Consider the following 24,434-nt stretch of genomic DNA (forward strand, 5'->3'; position numbering starts at 1 on the left):
CTTAATAATTAATGCATTGTTACGTTAAGCTTGGTCAGTGTAATAAAGCTCAACGTTGATATTCTATTACTGTGTTTGTAATGCTGGGTACTGCTTATAAAAGTCATCCCAATGTGTTAAATGCGCTACCTCTGGGTAAGCTTGGTGAACAAAGTTCACTGCATCTTGCATATGCCCGCCACCACTGTAATGCAAAACTTGCATATTGGCGGCAAGTGCGGCGCTCACGCCGGCTTTTGAATCTTCAATCACTAAACAATTTTGAGGCTTCACGCCCATTTGCTCAGCGGCATGTAAAAATAAATCGGGTGCGGGCTTACCATTTTTTACCTCACTTGAGGTAAATACCTTATTAAAGTGCTGCTCAAGATTTACAACATTCAGTGCTTTAGCTGTGCGCTTAGGGCTACTGCTTGTAGCAATACAACAAGGTACCGCTAGGTGTTGTAAAACTTCTTTAATGCTATTTGTTGGCATTAATGCAGTTTCGAACTCGTTTAATAATGCTTCTCGGTAATCGGCTTCAAAGCTCTCAGCTAAGGACACGTTAAAGGTATCGAATAAGTTTTGGGTCACTGTTTTAAAATTACAGCCCAAAAAATATTGCTGTACATAGGCTCGGTCAATATTAACGCCAATCTCTGCAAGCATGTTTATTAACACTTGCGCGCTTAATATTTCGCTATCTATAACAACGCCATCACAATCAAAAATAACTAATTCTATTTTAGTATTCATATTGCCCCTTTTTATGCACCTAGTTTGGTGCAACCCCACCTTGAGCATAAGCCCAGCAAGTGAGCATATTCTCTTTATTGTTATAATAAGTCAACATCTTGTTAGTGAAAAACGCACCACAGTGGTGAATATTTATTCATTAAATATGAAATTGTCTGTATTTTCATTGATTTCAAAATTGCAATTACGACTAAGGTCGAACATTGCAAAATCGCTATTTAGAAAATAGAAGGCAGCTAACAAACAACAATCCAAATTTATGATTACTCCAATCTAAACAATCAATTTTACCGAACTCACTTTTGTTAATACACTCGTTAACAGTTAAACAGCCAGCAACACTGCCGGCACTTTTATACAGATGAGGTCGACAATGAATACTCAAAAAAATACTATTAATAATAAATCTACGTTAACGCTAAGCGCATTAGCTTTAGCAATGGCATTACCTGCAAGTGCCGCAACTACCCTTACTAAAGACAACGGCGCAGCTGTTGGCGATAACCAAAATTCAATTACTGCTGGCGAGCGCGGCAGTGTATTACTTGAAGACGTACAACTAATTCAAAAGCTACAACGTTTTGCTCGTGAACGTATTCCTGAGCGTGTAGTACATGCACGTGGTACTGGTGCTCACGGTGTGTTTGTAGCATCTAAAGAATTAGATGACTTAACAATTGCTGCACCATTTGCAGAAGCAGGCAAAGAAACTGATGTGTTTGTACGTTTTTCATCAGTAATTCATTCAAAAGGTAGCCCAGAAACACTGCGTGACCCACGTGGTTTTGCTACTAAGTTTTACACAGACCAAGGTAACTGGGATTTAGTAGGTAACAACTTACCAGTGTTCTTTATTCGTGATGCGATTAAATTCCCAGATATGGTTCACTCGTTAAAGCCATCTCCGGTAGATAACATTCAAGATCCTAACCGCTTTTTTGACTTTTTCTCTTACGAGCCGGGCTCAACTCACATGCTAACGTGGGTTTACAGTGACTACGGTACACCAGCAAGCCTACGTAAAATGGACGGCTGGGGCGTACACGCATACAAAATGATCAATAAATCAGGCGATGTTAAATACGTTAAATTCCACTGGGTAAGCCAACAAGGTATAGACAACCTTGATGCTAAAGAAGTAAACGAAGTGCAAGGTAAAGACTTCCAACACTTAACACGCGACCTATACAGCGAGATTGGTAAAGGCAACTTCCCTAAGTGGGATCTATACATTAAAACACTTGATCCGTCGCAGTTAGATGACTTTGACTACAACCCATTAGATGCAACAAAAATGTGGTTAGATGTAAAAGAAGTTAAAGTAGGCACAATGACCTTAAACCGTATGCCAACTAACTTCTTCCAATCTACAGAACAAGTTGCAATGGCACCGGCAAATGTAATTCCTGGTATTGAACCATCTGAAGACAGACTATTACAAGGGCGTGTTTTCTCTTACGCCGATACGCAAATGTACCGCTTAGGTGCTAACCACCAACAATTGCCAATTAACCGTGCAAAAGTTGAAGTGGTTAACTACAACCAAGACGGCGCAATGAACTACGGTAATACAACAAGCAACGTGAACTACCAACCTAGCCACGAAAATGTTGCAGAAAACCCAATTGCACGTAGAAGTAACACAGAGCTTAAAGGTTACGTACAACAAGCAGCGATTAAAAAGCAGCAAAACTTTGCTCAAGCTGGCGTACTTTACCGCAGCTTTAGTAAGCAAGAGCGTACTAACTTAGTTAACAACTTAGCCGGCGATTTAGGCAAAGTGAAAGACAGCAAAGTTATGCACAAAATGCTTAGCCACTTCTACAAAGCAGATAGCGAATACGGTACACGCTTAACTAACGCTGTAAACGGCGACATGAAACAAGTTAAGCAACTAGCCGCTAAGCTTTAATATTTTACCCAACCTGTAAGTTATTGAGGAAAGCCTAGCTTTCCTCTTTTTAAAAAGGTAAACAGTATGCGTAAATTACTTATTATATTTACTTTAGTGATGAGCTTTTCAAGCTTTGGTAATGAACAACAAAGCCCTGTAACGGAACAAAGCACCGCCCAGTCGCAATACGACAGCTTACTTGCTTATTACTTTGCAGCCGCACGCACCGACGACACCGCCGTAATAACGCAATTTGTTGATGCTGGCATTCCTATTAATAGTTACAACAACAAAGGTTACACCGCGCTAATGATTGCCACCTACCACGGCAATAAAAATACGGTAAACACCTTATTGCAATTAGGCGCTAATGCCTGCCTTGAAGACAACCGCGGTAACACAGCCCTAATGGCTGCTATATTTAGAGGCGAATTTAGCATAGCTAAAACACTTGTTAGCCTTGATTGCGATAACGCACATCAAAACAAAGCAGGCCAAACCGCTGAACAATTTGCACAAACTTTTGGTCAACAAAAAGTACTCGACTTACTCGCACAGGTAAACAGTAAATCTAATTAAAGATCAGCTATGCTGTGCTTATGCAAATAGCAAGATTTAGAAAACAAGTTCACTCCCATAGTTATTTAAATATTTAAACCTTCCTCTCGCCCCACTTCATTTGGGGCGTGGTTTATACAATGCCTACCCCTCTTGATAAAACTGGTCTAACCAGTTATTATTTTTACCTATGTACTTTATATGGGAAATAATAATTCTAATGACCGCACCACACTTTGAGCACACCACTATAACCTGTAACGACAGGCAAACCCTAAGCGCCCGTATATTTACACCCACCAGCCCTGTTAAAGGTGCGGTGATGATTGCCCCTGCTACCGGTATAAAACAACAGTTTTATGCAAACTTTGCTACTTACTTACAGCAGCATGGCTTTGGCGTAATTACCTTTGATAACCGAGGTATTGGCCAATCGCTTAACCACAGTATTAAAAAAAGTAAGGCCAACTTACAAACTTGGGGCGAGCAAGACATGCCAGCCGTGCTTGAGTATTTGCAAAAAACCTTTCCTGATACTTCATATCATTTAGTTGGCCACAGCGCCGGCGGGCAATTAGTGGGGCTTATGCATAATGCAGAACAGTTAAGCTCAGCGTTTAACTTTGCTTGCTCGTCAGGAAAATTAACCAATATGCGCCTGGCGTATCAAGTTAAAGCGCACTTTTTTATGAATGGGGTTATTCCTCTCAGTAACGCACTATTTGGCCATACTAAATCACAATGGTTTGGGATGGGCGAGCCCCTACCTAAAGGCGTTGCTAAGCAGTGGCAAAAATGGTGTAACGCGCAAGGTTATGTGCAATCGGCATTTGGCGATACCGTATTTCAACACTGTTACAACACGCTTGCTATGCCCTCGCTTTGGGTTAATGCTACCGACGACGACATTGCAAATAACGCGAATGTCGTCGATATGCTCTCGGTATTCCCTAAATTAAAAGCGAGTAAGTTAACCTTAAACCCACACGACTATGGCTTAAAAGAAATTGGCCATATGAAGTTTTTTAGTAAAAAATCAGATGGACTATGGCCACTGGCACTTAATTGGCTAAACAAACACAGCTAAAAAAGGATGCGTTTACACCGTTAATTTACAACATTAACTTGGTTTTTAATTGGTTTTTCACGGGTTACAAAATAACACACGAGTGAGCCGCCAGTGACCATTATTACCCCTTGCCAAAACGAGGCACTAAGCGTAATAGACAAATAAAGGGCTGAAATAATCGCCGAGAAAACCGGCGTAAAATACGAAAGCGTACCAAGCAACATTAAGTTACCGCCAATAATTGCTTGGTTCCAAAGGGCATACCCGCTGCCAACAACCACACCAGCTAAAATAAGCGTCACGGTAGCGTGTAGTGTAAAGGTCATTTTTGGCTCGTCACTTAAACCATACAACACCCATAAGCTTAGCGCTGTGGCAATAAAAAACAGCACAATGGCATTTTGCCCATTACTATTTTTTTGAGTAACTACGCAGTAAACAGACCATATAAAAGGGGCTACAAACGCCAACAAGTAAGCCGTGGGATTACTTGCAAAATTGCCCATAATACTATTAACAGATAAACCACTGTCACCACCAACACACCATGCAACACCAAAAAAGGCAAGCAGCATACCTGGGTAAATCCATACACTTACTTTACTACGGTTAACGATAATACTGAGTAAAATAGTAAGCGTGGGCCATAAGTAATTTATAACGGCCATTTCTACCGCTTGGTGGCGATTATTAGCCAGCCCCACAAACAACGCTAAACACACTTCATAAAGTGCGAATAAGGCAGTCCCCCAAATAATATAACGCTTATTAAATCCAGCAAACTTAGGCCGCCCCATTACCAACATTAAAAACAGCGCGCTTACACTGTACATTAGTGCCGCCCCGCCTATGGGGCCAAATAACTCCGATACATCCCTAAGCAGAGCCACTAAACAGCTCCATAATAAAATAGCGGCAATGCCATAAAGTGTGTATTTATGATTAGAAAAAAAGTCCATTAACTACCTAAAAGTACTACTTATGTTTGACGTAACGCTAACAGTAATTACTGGTTTAAACAATTGTTGCCCATCATTTATTGTTATAAAGGCGTTTTTAGCCTGCACTTAAGTGTTTGACCTTTTGGTCAGTAAAGTTACAATCATTCAACACCTTAAAAACAGCATCGCCATAATGAGCACACAAACAAAGCCAAATAAAAAAGAACTCACCCGAGTAAAAAACCAAACATTGATACTCGATGCCGCCGAGCAATTATTTTCTCAGCTTGGTTACGATGGCACCAGTATGAGCATGGTTGCCAAAGAAGCAGGCGTTCCTAAGGCCAATATTTTATATTATTTTAAAAGCAAAGACGGCCTATACGAAAACGTAATAGACCGCATTATTGCCCACTGGAACTTAGGCTTAGATAACGTAACCCCTGAGGACGACCCTGCACGTGTGCTTTATCACTATATTAAGAGCAAGGTAATACTTGCCGTAAATCAGCCGCTGCAATCACGTTTATTTGCCAGTGAAATACTACGCGGTGCTCCGTATTTGCAAAACTATTTTAGAACCAACACGCGCCCGTGGGTAAAACAAAAAGTAGACGTGTTTCAGGCCTGGATAGATGCAAACAAAATGGATAATGTTGACCCTTACCATTTATTATTTACCATTTGGTCAACTACACAGTACTACGCCGATTTTCAGGCTGAAGTGCTACTCGTAATGAACAAATTAGAATACGACGAAACCGATGTGGCACAAATAACGCAATCAACTGCCCACATAATTTTAAAAGGTATTGGCTTAAAAATACCCGAGCAAAGTGAGGCTTAACCTATGGATAACTTTACAACCCCCGATTTATTTGACGATCACCGCGAAAGCGTACAAGTAGCCGACAGCGGCCTGCGCCACTTTGGTAAAAAAACCACCTTTAGTGGTCAAGCAGTCACTGTTACCTGCCCAGAAGACAATTCATTCGCCGCCGATATACTGCATGAAAACGGTAAGGGAAAAATATTAGTTATTGATGGCTTTGCTAGCAAACGCTATGCATTTATAGGCGATATAATGGCTGAACGCGCGTTAAAAAATGGCTGGGAAGGCGTTGTTATTAACGGCTGTTGCCGCGATATAGAAATACTTACCACTATGGATTTACCGGTTATGGCGCTGGGCTCAACCCCGCGCAGTACTCTAAAACGTGGCTTTGGCGATAAAAACCAAAAAGTGACCATGCTTAGTACCATAATTAAGCCAAATGATTGGTTATACGCCGATGTAAACGGCTTAATTATTAGCCCACACACACTATTGTAAACCCATAACTTACAACCAAGATGGTGCAGACACGCACCAACTTGGTGTGTTTTTACCCCTAAATTACACCCTATTTATTACTTAAATTTTTATAAATACCATACAAACCCACAAAAACCTGACCGAGCGGACAACTTTATTGTATTTGGCATTGCTTTTGCTTAGCTTTTAGGCAATATAATAGGCTAACCGATTAAAAAGCGGATCAGGCTCTGTAAAATAAAAATAAGATGTTACGCAGTGGGCTGAAAAATAATAATAACTAATTCGTCTTTTTAACCACCCTAAATCTGATTATAACCAGTTGGTCAGATTTACTTTATAACGAGTGGTGATATGAGTACCAAAACACATAATAATTTAACCGGTATTTTTTGTGACCATGGTCCAAAAGCATGGCAAACACAAACTCACGGCACATTAGTAAATAAGCGCCTTGCGGTAAAAGATGTATTTGCTGTTAAAGGCGATCGCAACAGCGCAGGTAACCCTAGCTGGTTTAAAGCAGCAAAACCTGCTCAGCAAACAGCAAGTGCGGTAAATAAGTTAATGAATGAGGGTTGTAGCTTTACAGGCTTTACCCATACCGATGAGCTTGCTTATAGCTTAGAGGGTAATAACATTCACTATGGGGCGGCACAAAACCCAAAACTTAGCGGTCATGCAAGTGGCGGTTCGAGTATGGGTTCGGCGGCCGCCGTTGCGGCTAACTTAGCCGATATTGGCTTAGGTACCGATACGGGCGGCTCTATTAGAATACCCGCAAGTTATTGCGGCTTATTTGGTATAAGGCCAAGCCATAACGTCATTGAAAAAGACGGCCTAATTCCGCTCGCGCCCCCATTTGATACCATTGGCTGGCTTACGCAAAGTGCAAAGCTACTAAGCGATGTAGGCAATGTATTGTTACCAAATCAAACTATTAATAACGTTGATACTTTAGTTATTTGCGAGCCATTATTTGAGCTAGTAAGCCCTGCTTTACAAGCACCTATTAAACAACTACTTGAAAAAACCAAGCCTTATTTTAAACACCATAAAAAATTTGAACTGCCTAATAGCAACTTGTTAAGCGAGCTCGCTGATAGTTTTAGAATACTGCAAGGGCGAGCAATCGCAAAAACGCATAAAGATTGGCTTCAATTGCCAGGGCAACTTCCCCAGTTTGCTCCGGCAATTGCGGCACGTTTTAAAATGGCATTAGCACTAACCGCCCAAGAAGAACAAGAAGCACTAAAAGTACAAACCCAATGGCAAACACTAATAACTAAAAACCTAAACACAAACAGTTGTTTATTTTTGCCAACCACACCCACAACTGCACCTAAATTGGGCGCCGACACAAGCGCCCTACGTATGCAAATTATTACCTTATCGGCCATTGCGGGCTTGAGCCGCTCGGTGCAAGTGCACTTACCATTGGCTAATTTAGAAAATGGCCACCCGTATGGGTTTTCATTAATGATGAGCCACGGCAACGATAAAAGCCTACTTGCCTGCGTACAACAATTAGCTGCACACTTTAAACAGGACACACTTGCATGAGCACACACAACATTGCCTTTACTGCCCCGCATTTTGCAGCAACTGAGGCAGGCACCCAAATACTAAAACAAGGCGGTACAGCCGTTGAGGCCATGGTAGCGGCAGCGGCTGCTATTAGCGTGGTTTACCCACATATGAACTCGATTGGCGGCGACAGTTTTTGGCTTATTGATAACCAAGACCAAAGTATACCCACTGCCATTGATGCCTGCGGGCGCGCACCAAACGATATAAGCGCCTACAGTAATGAGCAACAGATACCAGAGCGTGGCGGTTTAAGCGCATTGACTCAAGCGGCTACGCTTCGTGGCTGGCAAAAAGCCCTTGAGGTAGATGAGCACGCAGCCCTACCACTAAGTACTATTTTAGCGCCCGCTATTAAGCTTGCTCGCGAAGGATTCACAGTATCAAAAAGCCTGCAAGCTGGCTGCGAAAAACTAGCAAGTGTTGCCAATACTAACGATGCCTTTAAAGCACTATACATCCCCAATGGTAAACCTTTACAAGCAGGGCAACATTTTAAAAACCCAAAACTTGCCAATACCTTTGAACACTTGGCAAAACACGGCTTAAACGCTTTTTATGAAGGAGAACTTGCCGACTCATTTGCCAGCGATTTAGCAGCTGCGGGCAGTATTATTACCCCAGCCGACATTGCCAATACAAAAGCAGATGTAGTGACACCACTTAGTGCTAATTTATCGGGTATTCATTGTTATAACTTACCCGCACCTACACAAGGGGTGCATTCTCTACAAATAATTGGCGCGGTTAATAAACTAAAACACTTAGCCAAAACAGAGGCCGATTGGATGCACTTAATTGTTGAGGCAACCAAACAAAGCTTTACGCACCGCCCTACACTTTGGGCTGACCCAGATGCGCTTAGCGATGATTATAAAAATGCACTAACCGATGAGCGCCTAAATCAGCTTGCCAACAATATAGATATGAACCAAGCCAAGCAATGGCCGTTCAGTGCTGAGCCAGGCGATACCGTTTGGATGGCAGCACGGGATAAAAACGGCCAACTCGTGAGCTTTATTCAAAGTGTTTACTGGGAATTTGGCAGCGGAATACTCATGAGCGAAGGCGGCTTTGTGTGGAATAACCGCGGTTTAAGCTTTAGTTTGAATAGCAACGATGTCAATGCCTTAAAAGCACATAAAAAACCAGCTCATACACTCAACCCAGCTTTAGCAAAATTTGATGACGGCAGGCGCCTTGCCTACGGCACTATGGGCGGTGAAGGCCAACCTCAAACACAAGCCGCAGTATTTACAGGTTACGCGTGGCGTAATAAATCAATTAACCAAGCAGTAAGCGATCCGCGTTGGTTATTAGGGCGCACCTGGGGCGATACAAGCACAAACTTAAAGGTAGAGCAAAGCTTAGTAATTCAAGTTAAACATGAATTAAATCAACGTGACCACGACTGGGTAAGCGTTGATAATAACAATGAAATGATGGGTCATGCAGGTGCCATTTTAGATACGCCTACCAGCCTTGAAGCAGCCACCGATCCTCGTTCAGATGGTCGCGCAACAGTAACTACAGCAGGAACACAATGACAGAAATAATAAATCAATGGCCGATTATAGCGGCCTTAATAGCAACCGGTATTTTTGCAGGTATTTTAGCAGGCCTATTTGGTGTAGGCGGCGGCATAGTAATTGTGCCTGTGCTGTACTTTTTACTGCAAGGCTTTGGCGTAAGCCCTGAGTCGGCCATGATGATAGCCACTGCCACATCGCTTGCCACCATAGTGCCTACTTCTATTTCGTCGATTCGCTCGCACCATGCCAAGGGCAATATCGACCTTGCTTTAATTAAATACTGGGCCCCGTTTATTTTGGTAATGGCCGTTATATGTAGCTACTTAGCGCACTCAATACGTGGTAATGCGTTGGTACTTATGTTTGCCTGTATTGCCATTTTAGTTAGCTTAAACATGTTATTTAGAGCTGGCGCCCCTGCGCTTGTTAGTAAATTACCAGGTAAATTTGGCCAAGGCATTATGGCAAGTATTGTCGGTGGCTTATCGGTCATGATTGGCATAGGTGGCGGCACGATTGGCGTACCCATGCTAAACGCGTTTAACGTACGTGCTCATGTTGCCGTTGGCACCGCTGCTGTATTTGGTTTATTAATTGCGCTACCGGGCGTTATTACTTTATTAAGTATTGGTACTACACCCACCGATGCGCCGCTTGGCACGTGGGGCCTTGTAAACCTACCTGCTTTTATACTTATTATTCCGCTTACTATTTTGTTTGCCCCTATTGGCGTAAAAATTGGTAGCAAGCTAGATCAAAAACAATTAAAACGCGCCTTTGCCGTTGTATTAATGATAACGGGCATTCGTATGCTTATTCAGACTCTGGGAGCCTAAAACATGTTTAGCAACACGCAAATTCAAACTTTAAATCCGCCGCAGCGTTTACTCATGGGCCCAGGCCCAATAAACGCAGATCCACGCGTGCTACGTGCTATGTCGGCGCAGCTAATTGGCCAATACGACCCAGTAATGACGGGTTTTATGAACGAAACCATGACTCGCTATCGCGAAATATTTAAAACCAAAAACGAATGGACCATGTTAGTTGACGGTACATCGCGCGCAGGCATAGAAGCCGTTTTATGCTCTATTTTACGCCCCGGCGATAAAGTACTGGTGCCTATTATGGGGCGCTTTGGCCACTTACTTGCTGAAATAGCCGAGCGCGTAGGCGCAAAAGTACACACCATAGAAGTCCCGTGGGGCGAGGTATTTACCCCCGAACAAATAGAAAAGGCCATTGTTGATGTAAAACCCCATGTACTTGCTATGGTACAGGGCGATACTTCTACAACCATGAACCAACCGCTTGAACACATTGGCGATATTTGCCAAAAGCACGACGTATTATTTTACTGCGATGCCACCGCCTCAATTGTAGGTAACGATTTACCTGCTGATGAGTGGAAACTCGATGCGCTTTCGGTTGGTTTGCAAAAATGTTTAGGCGGTCCTTCTGGCTCTGCGCCTTTAACACTGAGCGATAAATGCGCTGATTGGATCCAAAAACGCAAAAAAGTAGAAGCGGGTATTCGTACCGCAGAGCATACCGACGGCACCGAGCCATTTGTACGCTCAAACTACTTTGATTTAGGTATGATCATGAATTACTGGGGCGAGGAGCGCCTTAACCATCACACCGAAGCCACCAGCATGCTGTATTGCGCATCAGAATGTGCGCGCATTGTTATTGAAGAAGGCGTAGATAACTGCGTTGCCCGCCACAAGTTACACGGCGATGCCATGCTAACGGGTATTCAAGCCCTAGGCTTAAATGTATTTGGCGATTTAAACCATAAAATGAACAACGTAGTGGGTGTGTATATCCCCGAGGGCATTAATGCTGACCACGTCCGCGCTCAAATGCTAACTGACTTTGGTATTGAAATTGGCACCTCGTTTGGCCCGCTGCATGGCAAAATTTGGCGTATTGGCACCATGGGTTACAACGCCCGTAAAGATGCCGTATTACAAACATTGGCAAGCCTAGATGCCTGCTTACATGCCAACGGCTATAAAGGCCCTAAAGGCGAAGCCGCTATTGCCGCCCTAGCCCATTATAAATAAAAAAAGGATTTAGCATGACGATCGCAAGCCCCCTCCATGAGCCATTATTAAACACTGAGCTGGCTAATAAATTTGCCGCGCGCGCGTTATTGCGCTGTAAAACGCTCAGTGGCCTATCGCAAATGCAAGGTGGCATTCACCGTGTGTATTTATCTAAAGAGCACAAAGAGTGTAACCGTATAACTGCCACGTGGATGGCTGAGGCGGGTATGCAATCGTGGCAGGACGAAGTCGGCAATTTATGGGGGCGCTTAGCGTCATCTAACCCAAATGCTAAACGTTTAATTATTGGCTCACACCTCGACACAGTACCAAACGCCGGCGCATTTGATGGTATTTTAGGGGTATTACTGGGTATTGAAATAGCCGCCCTTGCGCATACGCTTAAGCTTGATTTACCGTTTCATTTAGATGTTGTGGGTTTTTGTGATGAAGAAGGCACCCGCTTTGCCACCACATTAATTGGCTCAAAAGCACTGGCAAACGAGTTTGACCCGCAGTGGTTAAATATACAAGATACAAATGGCATTAGTATGCGCCAAGCCATGCTTGATTTTGGCCTAAACCCTGATGATTACGCTAAAGCCGCCCTTAACAAAAACGAATTACTCGGTTACTGGGAAACCCACATAGAGCAAGGCCCTGTGCTTGAATCGGTAAATCAGGCGTTAGGCGTAGTAACCGCTATTGCTGGCGCCAAACGCGCCATGATCACCCTAACAGGTCAAAGCGGCCATGCAGGCACTACACCAATGAACTTACGCCAAGATTCGTTAGCAGGCTGCGCCGAATTGACACTTGCTATAGAGCAACTAGCAAAAAGTGCGAGTAATGGCGAAGTAGCCACCGTTGGGCAAATTCAAGCACGCCCAGGTGCTACAAACGTTATTGCCGGTAAAACCACCATTAGCCTTGATGCACGCGCACAAAACGATAACGACCTAGCAGTATTACTTAATGCAATACACACCCGCGCCGATCACATTGCAACATCGCGTAATTTAACGCTCGATTGGCAATGGACACATGCGGCCGACGCCGTAGCGTGTGATACTCAAATTCAGCATTTATTTACTAGCGCATGTAAACTTAACAACCAAGCCTCGCCTTCGCTTGCCTCAGGCGCCGGGCACGATGCCATGGCTATTGCCCCAATTTGCCCCGTTGGTATGTTGTTTATACGTAGCCCTGGCGGGATAAGCCATCACCCCGCAGAAGCTGTCATTGATGAGGATGTAACAAAAGCCCTTAGCGTAATGTACAGCGCACTTGTGCTTTACATTAAAGATCTTGAGAAGTAGTTATCATCAGTGCAGCGCATGGTACAGCAACTAGGGCGAGTAAACTACGTGGTTGTATTTTAAAGCCTAATTTAGGCTTAAGCCGAGCTCATTTAAACTCGCCTCAAAGCGCTGCCATCTTCTATCTATTTTACACTTGGCCATTGTGCTCACGTAATTACTAATAGGAAAAAACTCGGTATTACCAATATCATCAACAACAACACACCGCTCAATGGTGCCGTTATTATTAACACACGCTATATTGCGTGGTTTTATTTCTTTGGTAATAACTAAATTTTGTATTAAATAATCTTTTAACTTTAATAGCGGAGCCGCTAACGCTTCATTATTTGGCTCATTTAAATAATGCTCTAGCGTTTTAGAAGTTTGATTATTAGAATCGACTACCAGGTCAAACACATAGCCTTTACCTATATTGGTTTCTACCGCACCATGATAGCGCGTTAATAAATCCCACTGAATTTTTTTGTTATTAAGACGCTGATAATATGCAAGCTCTTCCTCTTGTTCGTGAGAAAACCCTTCATGACTTACTTTAATACATAAATTATCTATACCTGGGTGCCTGTAACAAGCTCTGTGAGTGCCTTTACCTATTAGTAAATCGTCATTTAATATTATCAAAACCGTTTTTATCCTAGCGTAAATTTACAAATACCAATTCACTTAATTAAGTAATCTATTTTGAGGATTGGTATAAAACGAGGTAAATGACACGCCTTAAAATTGCACGCTTAATATTTACATCTATTAATGCAGCTTTCATTACTATGTAAGTAATAAAGTAGGTACACTCGTTAAATAAGCCGGCCATTTTAGCTATAAATTAGGGTATATCAAGTTAAATTAAGAAGGCAGCGGGTATACAAACAAATAAAATAGCCTTATGAAACAAGTATCACACTAGGCTGGGTAATAATTAAATAAACCAAAAGTGTATACGGCCATACATTTGTTAATTAGCGCGCTTAGACCTCATAATAAGCATTCATAATTAGCTTAATAAAAAACGAATACGTATACTTTGATATTTTGGAAATGGAGAACATAGGATGTTAAAAAAAATTTTATTTTCAATAAGTTGCATACTAATAACTATTGCAGTATGGCTTGTTTTTCAAGCTTTTGGTCAACACACTTTTTCAATAATGCTAATAATTTCTGCTGTAGTAATTATCAAAATTTGCTGGGCTAAGCTTAAGCATCGAAAGTAACCTCTCGTCTATTTTGCCATTCAACATGCTTACTAAGGTGTGAATGTTAATGGCTATATACCGCACAACTATATAGCCACCCATTTTACTTTAATGCTTATCTAAGGTCTTATTTAATAGTTACCTTTGCGTCACTTACCCACGTTTCGGTTATCGCTTCATCATTTTTATCCACTAAATACGCGCGTATATGCGTTGGGTTATTATTAGATTGCTTGTAATCAAACGCTAAACGCCATTGGTTGGTACCCACTATAGGGTAAGCGCCAATTGGCTCTAGTATTTCGCCGTTACTGGCTTCAACAATAGGCTTTATGCTGCTTTCTCTATCGAGCTCTTTAAGTACAGGCCCTTCAAAGTCAATCACCATTTTGTTCACGCCCTCAGGAATAGGTTGACCAGGAATTCCGCCCTGCCCCTGGCGTGTATTCACAACACTTGCCAGTTTTTTTGATTTTGGGTCGAGTGGACGCCATTCAATATCATAAGAAAAGGTAAACTCATCGCCTTTACGTACCTCTTTTTCAGGCACCCAATAGGCAACAATATTGTCAAACGTTTCATCTTTTGTAGGAATTTCGATTAGCTGTACAGCCCCTTTACCCCAATCACCCTGAGGTTTTATCCATGCTGAAGAACGCTTATTGTAAAATACACCGTCGTCTTGATAGTTATTAAAATCACGATCCCTTTGAATTAAACCAAAGCCTTTAGGGTTCTCATCAATAAAGCTATTGGTCGATACCGACTGAGGGTTATTTAACGGTCGCCAAATGTACTGCCCCGATCCAGTATGAATCGCTAAGCCATCGCTGTCGTGAATTTCTGGGCGCCAATCTTTAGCTTCTGTTTTATCTTTTTCTGAGTACCAATACATACTCGTTAATGGTGCTATGCCTAAGCGCTCTACATCGGCGCGCATATACAAATTAGCACTCACAGAGGTAATATGCCCTTTGGCCTCTTTGTTGTCTTTACTTAAACCAAACCGATAAGCACCGGTGATAGAGGGCCCCTCAAGCAATGCCCACACAGACATGCTCTCACCTTTATTTTCTGCAGGGCCTAACCAAAATGCCGAAAAGCGAGGAAATTCTTCAGGTTGATTCATACCGGTATTAATTGCAATACCGCGAGCCGACAAACCATATTGCCCTTGTGGACCATCAGTTCTAAAATAAGACGCTCCCAAAAACGATATCCAATCTGGTTTTATATCGGGGCGCATAATTCTAAAGCCTGCAAACCCAAACCCTTCTGGCAGGTCGTGGGCTGGGCTATCGTCAGGCATATCAAAAAGCTCATTACTAAAAGGCAGTTCTTTAACGTTGTTTTTATCATCCCTAATATAAATACTTACTGGCTCAGGAAAGTATCGGCCAGGGTAAAATAATTGCACAGGAGCCTTTTTACCATTTGGATATAAGGTTTCATCTTCTTTAAAACGTATTTTCCAATGTTCGTCATAGGTAATTTTATCAATAAGCTCAGGGGCAGGAACTGCAGTTGGCGAATAAGGCTTTTTGGCAGAGGCTTTTGCCATTGCTTTTAAGTCTTCGAATGTAAAATGAGCACTTTCTTGAGCTGGCTCTGCGTGTAACGACATAGAGGTAGAAATAATAGCGGCAATAAATAACTTTAACTTCATAAAGAGTATCTCTAGTAAAATGAGTCTAAAAATAAGTGCTCGGTTCAAGCACTTAACTTAAAATGCGTGTAAAGATATTACACACCGCAATATGAACTCGCGTTTACTAAAATAACGTTATTTGGCTTAGTTAATTTGTTTTTGGAGCGGCGATTTTGATGATATCGCTGAAGTGAAAATAAGTGGGGATAGCGCAATTTATTATTAGAACCCTAGTATTCAAATTGATAGAGGTTGTATTTAGATGTTAGAAAACGAAGAGGCTCATCGCTTTAAAATTTCAATTAATAGCTAATTTTTACTTGGCCCTCGCTTCAGAGAATGTTGTTATATTTTTGAAGTTAATTCTTCAATGGCATCTTTAGCTACTTTCAAACTTACACCATGAACAGCTCTATAATATTTTATTGCTCTTACTTTGTGACCTGATTTTAAAGCAACAATAATATCATTTTCGGTTACACTGCCATGCCTAGGTATTGAGTTACCAAATATTAATATAAATAAAACTGCAGTAACCGCTAAAACCCCCAAAATATATTCAATTTCCATTAATATCCTCGATGTTCAAAAATAACAAGCCTGTAGAATGACTCATTTTTGTTTTTATTGATAAATAAACAATAGCTGAGTTCTTACTCAGGTTCAATCTATTACTGTGCTTTCAAGCAGCATATAAAGAAGCACTTGGTGTTGTTTTAATTGCCTTTTTTTGAAAAAACACGGGGGTTAAATGGATTTTTAGGGTGAAATAGCTTTACCTTCTTAGTACATCCTGTTTTGCGGGTTTCAATATTATGAACAAAACAATACAGTTACCGCAGCGTAAAAAAGCATTTACTTTCGTTCACCCGGAAAGGAAATTTATTCACGTCCTTACTTTAATCTTCTGTATTCTATTTAAAAGTAAGCAGGCTCAATAAAGCCGTGTCGTTTCCATTATAAATTAACAATTAGAATGAGAGCTGTCCTAATGCCCCCTCAGAAAAACTGCTTTCAAAAAAGAGCAGTTATCCAAGTTAAGTCTATTTCACTGCTCTAACCCTTTTAGCAATAGTTAAATAGCTTGTGCTTTTACTGTAGCTATTTTTTGTCTGTTTTTTAACTCTTTAATTAAAAAATCAACCCACTTCATTGAATATAAATAGTGGTCAAAGCCTTCTATATAACTAGAGTATTCACCTTTAAAAGTCGCATCAACTTCTCGAGGCCTAGCTGCATAAAACTTCCAACATTTCGTATGCAAGGTCATATTGAAGCCCTTACTTTTCTTAGCAACTAATTCGACAACTTTCGAGGGCTTCAATTTAAAAGGGTTTTCAATCCCTTTAATAAAGGCAACGCCTTGCTCATAATTTGCGACTTCTTCTTCGCTCAGGTTGTTTACATTTAGAAACTCTACAGCAATATCAGTTGATTTGGCATGATTGCCTAACTTGGGAACCAAGAAAGCCCTAATCCTATATTTTTGGCTTTGGACAATGTCATCGTTTAGGTCATTTCTGTATGTTTCCATGTATTCACGAACTACTTTGTAGTTTTCTTTTTGCAGCTGCTTTAATGAATCAAGTTGAGCTTGCTCACTGATTCTGGTTAATTGCATCGCAATAGCTAAACTTGCAGTCAAAGCATGGTCATCGCCAAACTCTTCGACAAGTAGAGTTTCAAAATTGCTTAATGCCGATTGGCATTCTCCACAAACAGCTAAATCAATGGCAGGTAAGCTTCTATGTTCAATCTTGTTCCTTAAGCCAATAAGAAATTTAATATTGGCTTTTTCTGCATTTGACTCACCTTGCCAGTAAGCATCACTACACTCACCAAGCTCCCAGGCTTTCTCTTCACCGTCGATCAGTATTGGATTTCCATCGTTGTCTAGGTAGAAATATTCAGTACCTCGCTTTTCAAAGATTGCGTGAAATAGTGATGTATAAGCAATAACTATATTTACAATAAAACCATAAGTCTTAAATTCTGTATAAGGGTTGTTGTAAGTGGAAACAGCTAGTAAAGCGAATTCTTTCGCTTTATGAACCAAGATTCCTTTTGTCGATAGGTCGGTAGTTTTTTGAAGTTTTTGGCTATGTACACTCCGAAACTCTTCTTTACTAAGATATGAAATACCAGAGCTAGAATATTGAGTTCCATCTTTTACGACATATTGATGCCAGCGTTTAGAAGGATATGTACTACATGTGCCTGTACTCCAACCTGTAGCCTCAGCTAACTGTGCAATGGTAAATGCTTCTGTTTCTTTTTCTTTTGTTACTAAAAAATCGTAAGCTAAATCAACTTTATCGTATCTACTCATTGCGCGATTCCATGTGCCATTTAACAACTTATTGAACACCACTTTGGGGGTTTATAACATCCCAAAACGGCGCATATTACATCGATCAATAATTCCACTAAATAACTGCAATGTAAACAAGCAATTAGGCATGCAGTGAAAAAGCCTTTGTTACTTTGCACCAAAACGTCTTTCAATAATGTTATTGGACAAAGTCAAATAGCTGTTTATGTGAACAATTCATTCTAAAGGTAAGTTTTGCCTTTATGTATTTAGCAGGTATGAGCTAAAGCATTGATCAGATAAGCGAGCCTTAACATATTGATGATACAGGCCCGCTGAGGTATTTATGATAAAACGAATAGGTAAGAAGGTATTTACTTAACATCAAAGTCCACGTGGTCAAAGTATGGATTACTCTCACGCGCTTTAAGTACGCTGATTGTAGTGAGCACAATAAGCTTTAGCTCGCCACTAACATTAATGGCAATGCACTCTTGTTTGAGTGCATTGCGTTTTGTATCAGTTGCTACGCCACATAGAGCATCGCCATTTTTTAAAATAAGCTCAACGCTTAAATGGTGCATACAGGCAATTTCGATGTAATCGTAATGGTTGCAACTGATCATAAAGTTCTCTTTATTTTATTTAGCTGGTTTAAATAGCATTAAAGTGGCAATAACAATTAAGTTGCCTACATACCATAAATCTTTAATTACAAATTGCCCTAAACGCTCTAATAACGTGCTTGAGCTAAACGCACCGTTTGCGGTAATTAAAAATGTTTGGGTCATTAAAAATACACTTAAACACGCTAAACCACTCACAATAATAAGCTTTTTATTGTTAAGTAAAATGCCTGTGCCAAGAAGCACTGCAAATAATACATCAAACCCACCTATTACGTTTGATGCGCCTTGTACGCTAAATACCGTGTATAACCACGACATAAACGGTGAGGTTTCTACTAGGCCTACAATGGCTTTGGCTTCAAACTCATAAAATTTCATGCCGCCAATCCACAGTAACACCATAGCAACCGGTATAAAGTTTAAAAGTACGTGTTGTTTGTCTGTTAGCTTATTTTTATAAAACAAAAATAAATACAAAGGGATGATAGCAAAGTATTTAATAATGCCTTGCCCACTGCCAATTACTGGAAAGCCGCCTAACTGTGCCATCCAGCGGTTACTGGCAAATAAGGTAAGTAAAGGCACTATGCTAACAACTAACGCGAGTATAAGTGCAGGCATCGGCTTTATTAATTTTAAGTGCGCAGCAAAGGTGGTGGCTGCCAACGCAATCATAGCGCTGCCTGTGAGTAAACCTAATGCATTTACACTGAGTAAGGTATCAAGTTCATAAAAGCTAAAGGTAGTTATGAGTGTATTTGGGTTTGCACCTAAAGCAAACGATACACCAAGTAATGCAAAGCTAAGTGTTAGTATAAAGGTGAGTGCGTTATTTGTGTGTGTTAAGTTCATTGTGTGCTCATTAAATCTGTGATGGCTAATAAAGACCTTACAAGCCGAAAAAACAATTCACTCAAGTTAACTAATACCCATTGTTCGCGAAGCCATTAATAGTATTCGCAGCTGTATGGTTAGTTATTTTTGATTTTTAAAATCTTTTTTCCTGAAAATAGTTATGTGCCAACCCCAATGAAGCGATCCTAATCTTAAAAATACAGTGGTAAAAAGTGAGCCTAAAATACACCATATATAATCTACCTCTATAGTAAATAGCGCAGCATAAACTAAGCCACCAGCTAAACAGGCTGAGGCATAAGGTTCGTTTCGCATAACTGAGGGTACTTCGCGGCAAATTACGTCTCGTATTAGGCCGCCAAAAATCCCTGTGGTGATCCCCATTGTTATGGCTATTACCATACCGGTGCCGTTTATTAAGGCTTTTTCTATCCCAATAATATTAAATAACGCCATACCTATGGCATCTACTAATAAAAAGTAATAATTATTTACATGAGGTAAGTAACGAACAAATAATATTGTGGCAATAATAGCGGCGTATGTTGAGTATAAATACTCGGGCGTAGCTATCCAAAATATAGGTTTATCTAAAAGTATGTCTCTTAGCGTGCCGCCACCTAAAGCGGTAACAGTTGCTACCACCACTACACCAAAGCCACTTATGCTTTTTTCGTAGCCGAGCAATGCTCCGGCAACCGAAAAAAATGCCACCCCAAGCAGCCCCAACACCATAAAATATTCAGCGGTCATGTGCAGTCCTTTTAAAAATTTATAAATGAGTGCATCAACTTATATGCCAAAAATAATTAGTAAGAGCAAAAAGAGGATTAAAAAATACTATTTAAAAACAGTATGCTAGAAATCACTTAATGCAGCTGTGACTGAGATTGAATGAAATAAAATATTCATAAAAGTAATTATTTTAAAAGTGAGTAGTTTTTACATATTATTTATAAGTAGGGCTGTAAATTAAGCTATTGCGATTAACCCATTCATAATAAGCTAAATAACCGACAAAAAGAGCCTCTAAAATTAATAGGCTTATACCCTTCCAACTTGCAGAATCTAGGTATATAAAAATGAAAAAAATGCAAATCAATGCCCAAAATGTGTTAGCTAAAGCTAATATTTTAATGATCAAAAAGCTTCTTTTTCTTTTATCAGCCAACAATAATGCCAGCGCACCATAAAGCATATTAGCTGCTGTAATAATTTGGAGGGCATACATAGGTAAAGAATAAACTTCGTGAAACCATCCTTGAAAACTAAACAACGTTAAACCTGCAAGTAGCCCTGCTGCACCGTCGAGAAAGAGTATGTCGAATTTTTTATGTGTAACCACTTTTAGTATCTTTCAACTTTTAACTGTTTTGCCTTTTTAACCGCCCACCAACCAATTACTAGGCTCATTAATATCCGCACGGGAAAGTAAATAGCAGCAGGAATACCAAATAACCAATTGGCAAAGCCTTGTGGCATTACATAAAACGCAACCTGCTTCACCCAATATATAAACTCAACATACTGCGCTAAAAAGTCATTAAGCGATAAGCTCAAAAGTGCTAAATTATTACTGATTAAAACCCATAGTGCATACATACCAAGCAAGCCATCACCCACACTGCCAATATAAGATGAGTAACCTATAAATAATAAAAAGCCGCGCATAGTAAGTCCCTGTTGGCAGAATTGTAAGTTAAATAATAACTAGCCTAGTTAATTGCAGCCTTTGTTGGTTTTAGTTAGCTGAACGTCATGAACACTTGCATGGGCCCCGCAGTAAAACATGTAGTTAGAGCAGTGATGGTTTTCATCTTTAAGATTCAAGCCATTTTCATTAAATTCTAGTTCAAACTTACAGTTAATATCGTATTCGGGCTCTTGTTCTTCAAACACCAGTTTTTTATCCTTTAGTACTAAAGGTAATGGTTCTGTAGTTCCTTCAAGCGGCGCTGTGATAGTGCAAATATGAAAGTTGTAGCCCCAGATAAGGCCTTCTGCAAAGTATTTATTTTCTTTTTTAAATACATTTACATAGCTCGTTTTTAATTTAAAACGCTCATTACTTTCGCTTCCATCGTCGTTGAGCATAGGGGTCGCGCTCGTTATTTTATCCGTCATTGAATAACATCCTTCAAATGAGCTTGCATATAAATACCCACTAAAGATGACACTTACTAGCATCAAAAATATTAAAACCAGTTTGCTCACCACTGCTCCTTGCTGCGCTGTTAATCTTCGTCAAAAAAACGGCCACTATCATCTGTCATTTTTACTGGTAGGCCGTTATCAACCATAAAATAGTAAAAACGTAGGTCGTCAATTAAATCTGGAGCGGTTATTTCAATATCTTGGTATGTCGCGTTTTTAAACTTAAATCGTAAAATATGCTCAAAACGCTTAGTTTGGCAATAAAGCACTTCTTCTAGCTCAGACACCTTTATATTTATGCCGAGTAGTTCAAACTCGCCATTTACAATTTCAATTGCATGAGCCTGTTCTGTGTTTGCGCAATACCACTGTGAAAAAAACCTCAATAATACAAACGCAAAGAGGTATAAAAATTGATGCAGCAAAGGCTGTTCAATAAATACCTCTACCCAAAATAAAACTATAACTGCGATAAATGTGTTGAAACCAAGCGTCCAAAGTAGTTTTGCGCTGGGTGTTTTTTTGTACCTTGTAAGTTTTTTCATAAATCCCTTTTTAACGTTATCCCTACATAAATATTGCTACTACTAAATATTACTCACTTTTGTTCCCGCTATATGATCGTGTAAACAGCGTTTATCTTTTCCTAATATAAATGCAGGGTTTACAAATCCAGCAATAAACTGACCTACCGAAGGGACTAGTGATAGCAGCTGCATAGGTAACATGCGTTTAAAGTAAATAGTTGTAAAACTTGCTTGTGTGCCGTCTAGGTTTTCTATACGAATAGACATACAGTATTTACCAATAGTTTGTCCGCGGTGATACATAAGGTAACCATGAAGTACTAATATAGAAAACACACCGAAGCCCCATAAAAATGCCGTTAAACTCAGATTTGGTTGGCTTAAACTTTCAAAACCGATATACATTATTACAGGTATAAAAACCGCTATACCTATTAGGCCGTCAATAATAGCAGCAACAAGCCTGTCCCCGCGTGATGCTTTTTCCCCCGCTATTTTTAGGTCACTATTTTGTGCGGGCTCTTGCGCTTCTCGGGTTTTTATAAGCTCGTCTATTTCTTTTGCGCGCTCAGGAAAACGTTCTCGATCAATGACTTTTGCGCTAGAATAAAGTTCATCTAATGTGTAGGTAGAAAAGTCTATTGGGGTGTCCATGCTTGGGGGGATTCCTTTACGTAATTTATCTCAAAGTAGCATAGCTTTAGTAATTTATTCAATATCTTAAATTAAAGACTGGCGTAGCTTTTAACTTTTAACTTTTAACTTTTAACTTTTAACTTTTTAAGCAAAAAAAATGACGCTAAAAAGCGCCATTTTTTGTTTTAGTATTAAATTAAAGCGCTAGGCTTAAAATTTTCTTCGCTTTAGCAACGTCAATATCGCCATGTTCGCCAAGGGCTGTCATGCCGTTACGCTCAAGGTTATTGCCAACTGCTTCAACGGCTTCTTCACCTAGGTCGTAATCGCCAAGTTTTGTTTTAATGCCCATTTGCTCAAAAAAGTCTTGAGTATGTTTAATGGTTGCATCAATCAGCTCGTTTTTGTCTTCCATATTTAGGCCAAATACACGCTCACCTAATTGAATAATTTTAGCGCGTTTTTGCTCTTGCTGAACAAACATCAATGGCGGTAATACAATAGCAAGCGTTACAGCGTGGTCTAAGTTATAAAGCGCTGTTAGCTCATGGCCTATCATATGCGTAGACCAATCTTGTGGAACACCTTGGCCAATTAAACCATTTAACGCCATCGTTGCCGACCACATTACGTTTGCACGAACATCGTAATCTTCTGGGTTTTCTAGGGCTTTAGGGCCTTGCTCAATTAGCGTTGATAAAATGCCTTCTGCAAAACGGTCTTGCAGTGGGGCATTTACTGGGTACGTTAGGTATTGCTCAATAACGTGTACAAACGCATCAACTACACCATTAGAAATTTGGCGAGTAGGAAGCGAGAATGTGTACTGTGGGTCTAACACTGCAAACTGAGGTTGCACTATTGGTGTACCAAAGGCACGTTTTTGCTGGGTTTCTTTACGGGTAACAACAGAGTTACCGTTACTTTCTGAGCCTGTTGCCGGTAGCGTTAATACCGCACCAATAGGCAGTGCGCTTTTTACTTCTGCGCCATTTACTAAAATGTCCCAGCCATCGCCTTCGTATTTTGCTGCTGCCGCTACGTATTTAGCGCCGTCGATAACACTACCGCCGCCAACAGCTAATATAAAGCTAACGTTTTGCTCTTTTACAAGTTCAACTGCCTTAGAAAGTGTTTCGTATGTTGGGTTTGGCTCAACTCCCGAAAACTCAACAAAATCTACACCTTTAAGTGCATTTACTACATCGTCATATACGCCGTTCTTTTTGATAGAACCACCACCGTATAAAAACATGACCTTGCCTTCGCTAGGTACGCGGCTTGCGATCTCGTTAATTTGATCTTTGCCGAATAAAATCTCGGTGCGGTTTTTAAATGCAAAATTTAACATATTTGTACTCTACTTGGTTACGGGGCTTAGCCCCTTGTGCTCATTGCTTTATAAAATGGGAGTCAATCTTTAACTTACAAGTTATTAATTGCCAAATTTATAAAATAAATACGATAACGT

At 40.4% G+C, this 24,434-nt stretch carries 25 protein-coding genes; 10 read left to right on the plus strand and 15 right to left on the minus strand.

The features are described 5' to 3' along the window. Nucleotides 1-66: 66 nt before the first annotated feature. Nucleotides 67-738: an HAD family hydrolase gene (locus WDB87_RS03555; protein ID WP_286248957.1), complete on the minus strand. Its 672-nt coding sequence runs from the start codon at nucleotides 736-738 to the stop codon at nucleotides 67-69. Nucleotides 739-1,111: 373 nt separating this feature from the next. Between WDB87_RS03555 and WDB87_RS03560 the strand changes: the two genes are divergently transcribed. The 3 genes from WDB87_RS03560 (at nucleotide 1,112) to WDB87_RS03570 (ending at nucleotide 4,277) form a co-directional block, all read left to right on the plus strand. Then, the gene (locus WDB87_RS03560) at nucleotides 1,112-2,650 is read left to right on the plus strand and encodes a catalase (RefSeq protein ID WP_337849059.1); all 1,539 of its coding nucleotides are present in this window, start codon (nucleotides 1,112-1,114) and stop codon (nucleotides 2,648-2,650) included. A 66-nt stretch (nucleotides 2,651-2,716) separates the two neighbouring features. Further along, nucleotides 2,717-3,211, plus strand: coding sequence for an ankyrin repeat domain-containing protein (locus WDB87_RS03565; protein ID WP_337849060.1), 495 nt, complete (start codon nucleotides 2,717-2,719; stop codon nucleotides 3,209-3,211). A gap of 199 nt (nucleotides 3,212-3,410) precedes the next feature. Further along, nucleotides 3,411-4,277 carry an alpha/beta hydrolase family protein gene (locus tag WDB87_RS03570; RefSeq protein ID WP_337849061.1) on the plus strand — a complete coding sequence of 289 codons (867 nt, stop codon included), beginning with the start codon at nucleotides 3,411-3,413 and terminating at the stop codon, nucleotides 4,275-4,277. Between the two features lie 20 nt (nucleotides 4,278-4,297). Here the strand turns inward: WDB87_RS03570 and yddG are convergent, their stop codons facing one another. Then, nucleotides 4,298-5,218 (minus strand): aromatic amino acid DMT transporter YddG, encoded by a 921-nt coding sequence (gene yddG, locus WDB87_RS03575; RefSeq protein WP_337849062.1) that lies wholly within the window; start codon nucleotides 5,216-5,218, stop codon nucleotides 4,298-4,300. Between the two features lie 175 nt (nucleotides 5,219-5,393). Between yddG and WDB87_RS03580 the strand changes: the two genes are divergently transcribed. The 7 genes from WDB87_RS03580 to WDB87_RS03610 all read left to right on the plus strand — a co-directional run bounded on the left by WDB87_RS03580 (nucleotide 5,394) and on the right by WDB87_RS03610 (nucleotide 13,004). Beyond that, nucleotides 5,394-6,047, plus strand: coding sequence for a TetR/AcrR family transcriptional regulator (locus WDB87_RS03580; protein WP_337849063.1), 654 nt, complete (start codon nucleotides 5,394-5,396; stop codon nucleotides 6,045-6,047). A gap of 3 nt (nucleotides 6,048-6,050) precedes the next feature. Then, complete coding sequence (locus WDB87_RS03585) at nucleotides 6,051-6,533, plus strand: putative 4-hydroxy-4-methyl-2-oxoglutarate aldolase (RefSeq protein WP_337849064.1); 483 nt, start codon at nucleotides 6,051-6,053, stop codon at nucleotides 6,531-6,533. Nucleotides 6,534-6,869: 336 nt separating this feature from the next. Continuing rightward, nucleotides 6,870-8,078 carry an amidase family protein gene (locus tag WDB87_RS03590; RefSeq protein WP_337849065.1) on the plus strand — a complete coding sequence of 403 codons (1,209 nt, stop codon included), beginning with the start codon at nucleotides 6,870-6,872 and terminating at the stop codon, nucleotides 8,076-8,078. Further along, nucleotides 8,075-9,649, plus strand: a complete 1,575-nt coding sequence (locus tag WDB87_RS03595) for a gamma-glutamyltransferase family protein (protein ID WP_337849066.1) — start codon at nucleotides 8,075-8,077, stop codon at nucleotides 9,647-9,649. Before WDB87_RS03590 ends, WDB87_RS03595 begins: the two co-directional genes overlap by 4 nt. Further along, nucleotides 9,646-10,470, plus strand: coding sequence for a sulfite exporter TauE/SafE family protein (locus WDB87_RS03600; RefSeq protein ID WP_004587085.1), 825 nt, complete (start codon nucleotides 9,646-9,648; stop codon nucleotides 10,468-10,470). Before WDB87_RS03595 ends, WDB87_RS03600 begins: the two co-directional genes overlap by 4 nt. Nucleotides 10,471-10,473: 3 nt before the next feature. Further along, the gene (locus WDB87_RS03605) at nucleotides 10,474-11,703 is read left to right on the plus strand and encodes a pyridoxal-phosphate-dependent aminotransferase family protein (RefSeq protein ID WP_337849067.1); all 1,230 of its coding nucleotides are present in this window, start codon (nucleotides 10,474-10,476) and stop codon (nucleotides 11,701-11,703) included. 14 nt (nucleotides 11,704-11,717) lie between these two features. After that, on the plus strand, nucleotides 11,718-13,004 hold the full coding sequence (locus WDB87_RS03610; protein WP_337849068.1) for an allantoate amidohydrolase: 1,287 nt from the start codon (nucleotides 11,718-11,720) through the stop codon (nucleotides 13,002-13,004). Between the two features lie 66 nt (nucleotides 13,005-13,070). Here WDB87_RS03610 and WDB87_RS03615 read toward each other — a convergent pair whose 3' ends face one another. The 13 genes from WDB87_RS03615 to WDB87_RS03675 form a co-directional block, all read right to left on the minus strand. Continuing rightward, nucleotides 13,071-13,631 carry a YrbL family protein gene (locus WDB87_RS03615; RefSeq protein ID WP_337849069.1) on the minus strand — a complete coding sequence of 187 codons (561 nt, stop codon included), beginning with the start codon at nucleotides 13,629-13,631 and terminating at the stop codon, nucleotides 13,071-13,073. 699 nt (nucleotides 13,632-14,330) lie between these two features. Further along, a complete protein-coding gene (locus tag WDB87_RS03620) occupies nucleotides 14,331-15,869 on the minus strand; it encodes a glucan biosynthesis protein (protein WP_337849070.1) in 1,539 nt (512 codons plus the stop codon). Between the two features lie 327 nt (nucleotides 15,870-16,196). Then, complete coding sequence (locus tag WDB87_RS03625; protein WP_337849071.1) at nucleotides 16,197-16,421, minus strand: hypothetical protein; 225 nt, start codon at nucleotides 16,419-16,421, stop codon at nucleotides 16,197-16,199. 505 nt (nucleotides 16,422-16,926) lie between these two features. Beyond that, on the minus strand, nucleotides 16,927-18,180 hold the full coding sequence (locus WDB87_RS03630) for a DUF3644 domain-containing protein (RefSeq protein WP_337849072.1): 1,254 nt from the start codon (nucleotides 18,178-18,180) through the stop codon (nucleotides 16,927-16,929). A 356-nt stretch (nucleotides 18,181-18,536) separates the two neighbouring features. Then, complete coding sequence (locus WDB87_RS03635) at nucleotides 18,537-18,788, minus strand: Rho-binding antiterminator (RefSeq protein WP_337849073.1); 252 nt, start codon at nucleotides 18,786-18,788, stop codon at nucleotides 18,537-18,539. Between the two features lie 15 nt (nucleotides 18,789-18,803). After that, entirely contained in the window at nucleotides 18,804-19,643 is an 840-nt protein-coding gene (locus WDB87_RS03640; RefSeq protein WP_337849074.1) for a DUF417 family protein, read from the minus strand. Between the two features lie 123 nt (nucleotides 19,644-19,766). Further along, nucleotides 19,767-20,399 carry a trimeric intracellular cation channel family protein gene (locus tag WDB87_RS03645; protein ID WP_337849075.1) on the minus strand — a complete coding sequence of 211 codons (633 nt, stop codon included), beginning with the start codon at nucleotides 20,397-20,399 and terminating at the stop codon, nucleotides 19,767-19,769. Nucleotides 20,400-20,595: 196 nt separating this feature from the next. Further along, nucleotides 20,596-20,991 carry a hypothetical protein gene (locus WDB87_RS03650; protein WP_337849076.1) on the minus strand — a complete coding sequence of 132 codons (396 nt, stop codon included), beginning with the start codon at nucleotides 20,989-20,991 and terminating at the stop codon, nucleotides 20,596-20,598. Nucleotides 20,992-20,993: 2 nt separating this feature from the next. Next, entirely contained in the window at nucleotides 20,994-21,317 is a 324-nt protein-coding gene (locus WDB87_RS03655) for a hypothetical protein (protein WP_337849077.1), read from the minus strand. Nucleotides 21,318-21,365: 48 nt separating this feature from the next. Next, nucleotides 21,366-21,770: a hypothetical protein gene (locus WDB87_RS03660; protein WP_337849078.1), complete on the minus strand. Its 405-nt coding sequence runs from the start codon at nucleotides 21,768-21,770 to the stop codon at nucleotides 21,366-21,368. A 110-nt stretch (nucleotides 21,771-21,880) separates the two neighbouring features. After that, nucleotides 21,881-22,345, minus strand: a complete 465-nt coding sequence (locus WDB87_RS03665; RefSeq protein ID WP_055018918.1) for a hypothetical protein — start codon at nucleotides 22,343-22,345, stop codon at nucleotides 21,881-21,883. Nucleotides 22,346-22,387: 42 nt separating this feature from the next. Continuing rightward, a complete protein-coding gene (locus tag WDB87_RS03670; protein WP_286248908.1) occupies nucleotides 22,388-22,981 on the minus strand; it encodes an RDD family protein in 594 nt (197 codons plus the stop codon). Between the two features lie 178 nt (nucleotides 22,982-23,159). Then, the gene (locus WDB87_RS03675; RefSeq protein ID WP_055015708.1) at nucleotides 23,160-24,314 is read right to left on the minus strand and encodes an iron-containing alcohol dehydrogenase; all 1,155 of its coding nucleotides are present in this window, start codon (nucleotides 24,312-24,314) and stop codon (nucleotides 23,160-23,162) included. Nucleotides 24,315-24,434 lie beyond the last annotated feature (120 nt).

It is taken from the genome of Pseudoalteromonas sp. C12FD-1, from assembly GCF_037414265.1.
Classification (GTDB): Bacteria; Pseudomonadota; Gammaproteobacteria; order Enterobacterales; family Alteromonadaceae; genus Pseudoalteromonas.

What these genes read in the sequence shown, in the direction of transcription:
- WDB87_RS03640 (WP_337849074.1), bottom strand. Translation starts at nt 19,643, where the DNA reads ATGAACTTAACACACACAAATAACGCACTCACCTTTATACTAACACTT.
- WDB87_RS03555 (WP_286248957.1), bottom strand. Translation starts at nt 738, where the DNA reads ATGAATACTAAAATAGAATTAGTTATTTTTGATTGTGATGGCGTTGTT.
- WDB87_RS03595 (WP_337849066.1), top strand. Translation starts at nt 8,075, where the DNA reads ATGAGCACACACAACATTGCCTTTACTGCCCCGCATTTTGCAGCAACT.
- WDB87_RS03620 (WP_337849070.1), bottom strand. Translation starts at nt 15,869, where the DNA reads ATGAAGTTAAAGTTATTTATTGCCGCTATTATTTCTACCTCTATGTCG.
- WDB87_RS03590 (WP_337849065.1), top strand. Translation starts at nt 6,870, where the DNA reads ATGAGTACCAAAACACATAATAATTTAACCGGTATTTTTTGTGACCAT.
- WDB87_RS03670 (WP_286248908.1), bottom strand. Translation starts at nt 22,981, where the DNA reads ATGGACACCCCAATAGACTTTTCTACCTACACATTAGATGAACTTTAT.
- yddG (WP_337849062.1), bottom strand. Translation starts at nt 5,218, where the DNA reads ATGGACTTTTTTTCTAATCATAAATACACACTTTATGGCATTGCCGCT.
- WDB87_RS03585 (WP_337849064.1), top strand. Translation starts at nt 6,051, where the DNA reads ATGGATAACTTTACAACCCCCGATTTATTTGACGATCACCGCGAAAGC.
- WDB87_RS03610 (WP_337849068.1), top strand. Translation starts at nt 11,718, where the DNA reads ATGACGATCGCAAGCCCCCTCCATGAGCCATTATTAAACACTGAGCTG.
- WDB87_RS03560 (WP_337849059.1), top strand. Translation starts at nt 1,112, where the DNA reads ATGAATACTCAAAAAAATACTATTAATAATAAATCTACGTTAACGCTA.
- WDB87_RS03675 (WP_055015708.1), bottom strand. Translation starts at nt 24,314, where the DNA reads ATGTTAAATTTTGCATTTAAAAACCGCACCGAGATTTTATTCGGCAAA.
- WDB87_RS03645 (WP_337849075.1), bottom strand. Translation starts at nt 20,399, where the DNA reads ATGACCGCTGAATATTTTATGGTGTTGGGGCTGCTTGGGGTGGCATTT.
- WDB87_RS03660 (WP_337849078.1), bottom strand. Translation starts at nt 21,770, where the DNA reads ATGACGGATAAAATAACGAGCGCGACCCCTATGCTCAACGACGATGGA.
- WDB87_RS03570 (WP_337849061.1), top strand. Translation starts at nt 3,411, where the DNA reads ATGACCGCACCACACTTTGAGCACACCACTATAACCTGTAACGACAGG.
- WDB87_RS03625 (WP_337849071.1), bottom strand. Translation starts at nt 16,421, where the DNA reads ATGGAAATTGAATATATTTTGGGGGTTTTAGCGGTTACTGCAGTTTTA.
- WDB87_RS03605 (WP_337849067.1), top strand. Translation starts at nt 10,474, where the DNA reads ATGTTTAGCAACACGCAAATTCAAACTTTAAATCCGCCGCAGCGTTTA.
- WDB87_RS03630 (WP_337849072.1), bottom strand. Translation starts at nt 18,180, where the DNA reads ATGAGTAGATACGATAAAGTTGATTTAGCTTACGATTTTTTAGTAACA.
- WDB87_RS03580 (WP_337849063.1), top strand. Translation starts at nt 5,394, where the DNA reads ATGAGCACACAAACAAAGCCAAATAAAAAAGAACTCACCCGAGTAAAA.
- WDB87_RS03565 (WP_337849060.1), top strand. Translation starts at nt 2,717, where the DNA reads ATGCGTAAATTACTTATTATATTTACTTTAGTGATGAGCTTTTCAAGC.
- WDB87_RS03655 (WP_337849077.1), bottom strand. Translation starts at nt 21,317, where the DNA reads ATGCGCGGCTTTTTATTATTTATAGGTTACTCATCTTATATTGGCAGT.
- WDB87_RS03600 (WP_004587085.1), top strand. Translation starts at nt 9,646, where the DNA reads ATGACAGAAATAATAAATCAATGGCCGATTATAGCGGCCTTAATAGCA.
- WDB87_RS03665 (WP_055018918.1), bottom strand. Translation starts at nt 22,345, where the DNA reads ATGAAAAAACTTACAAGGTACAAAAAAACACCCAGCGCAAAACTACTT.
- WDB87_RS03635 (WP_337849073.1), bottom strand. Translation starts at nt 18,788, where the DNA reads ATGATCAGTTGCAACCATTACGATTACATCGAAATTGCCTGTATGCAC.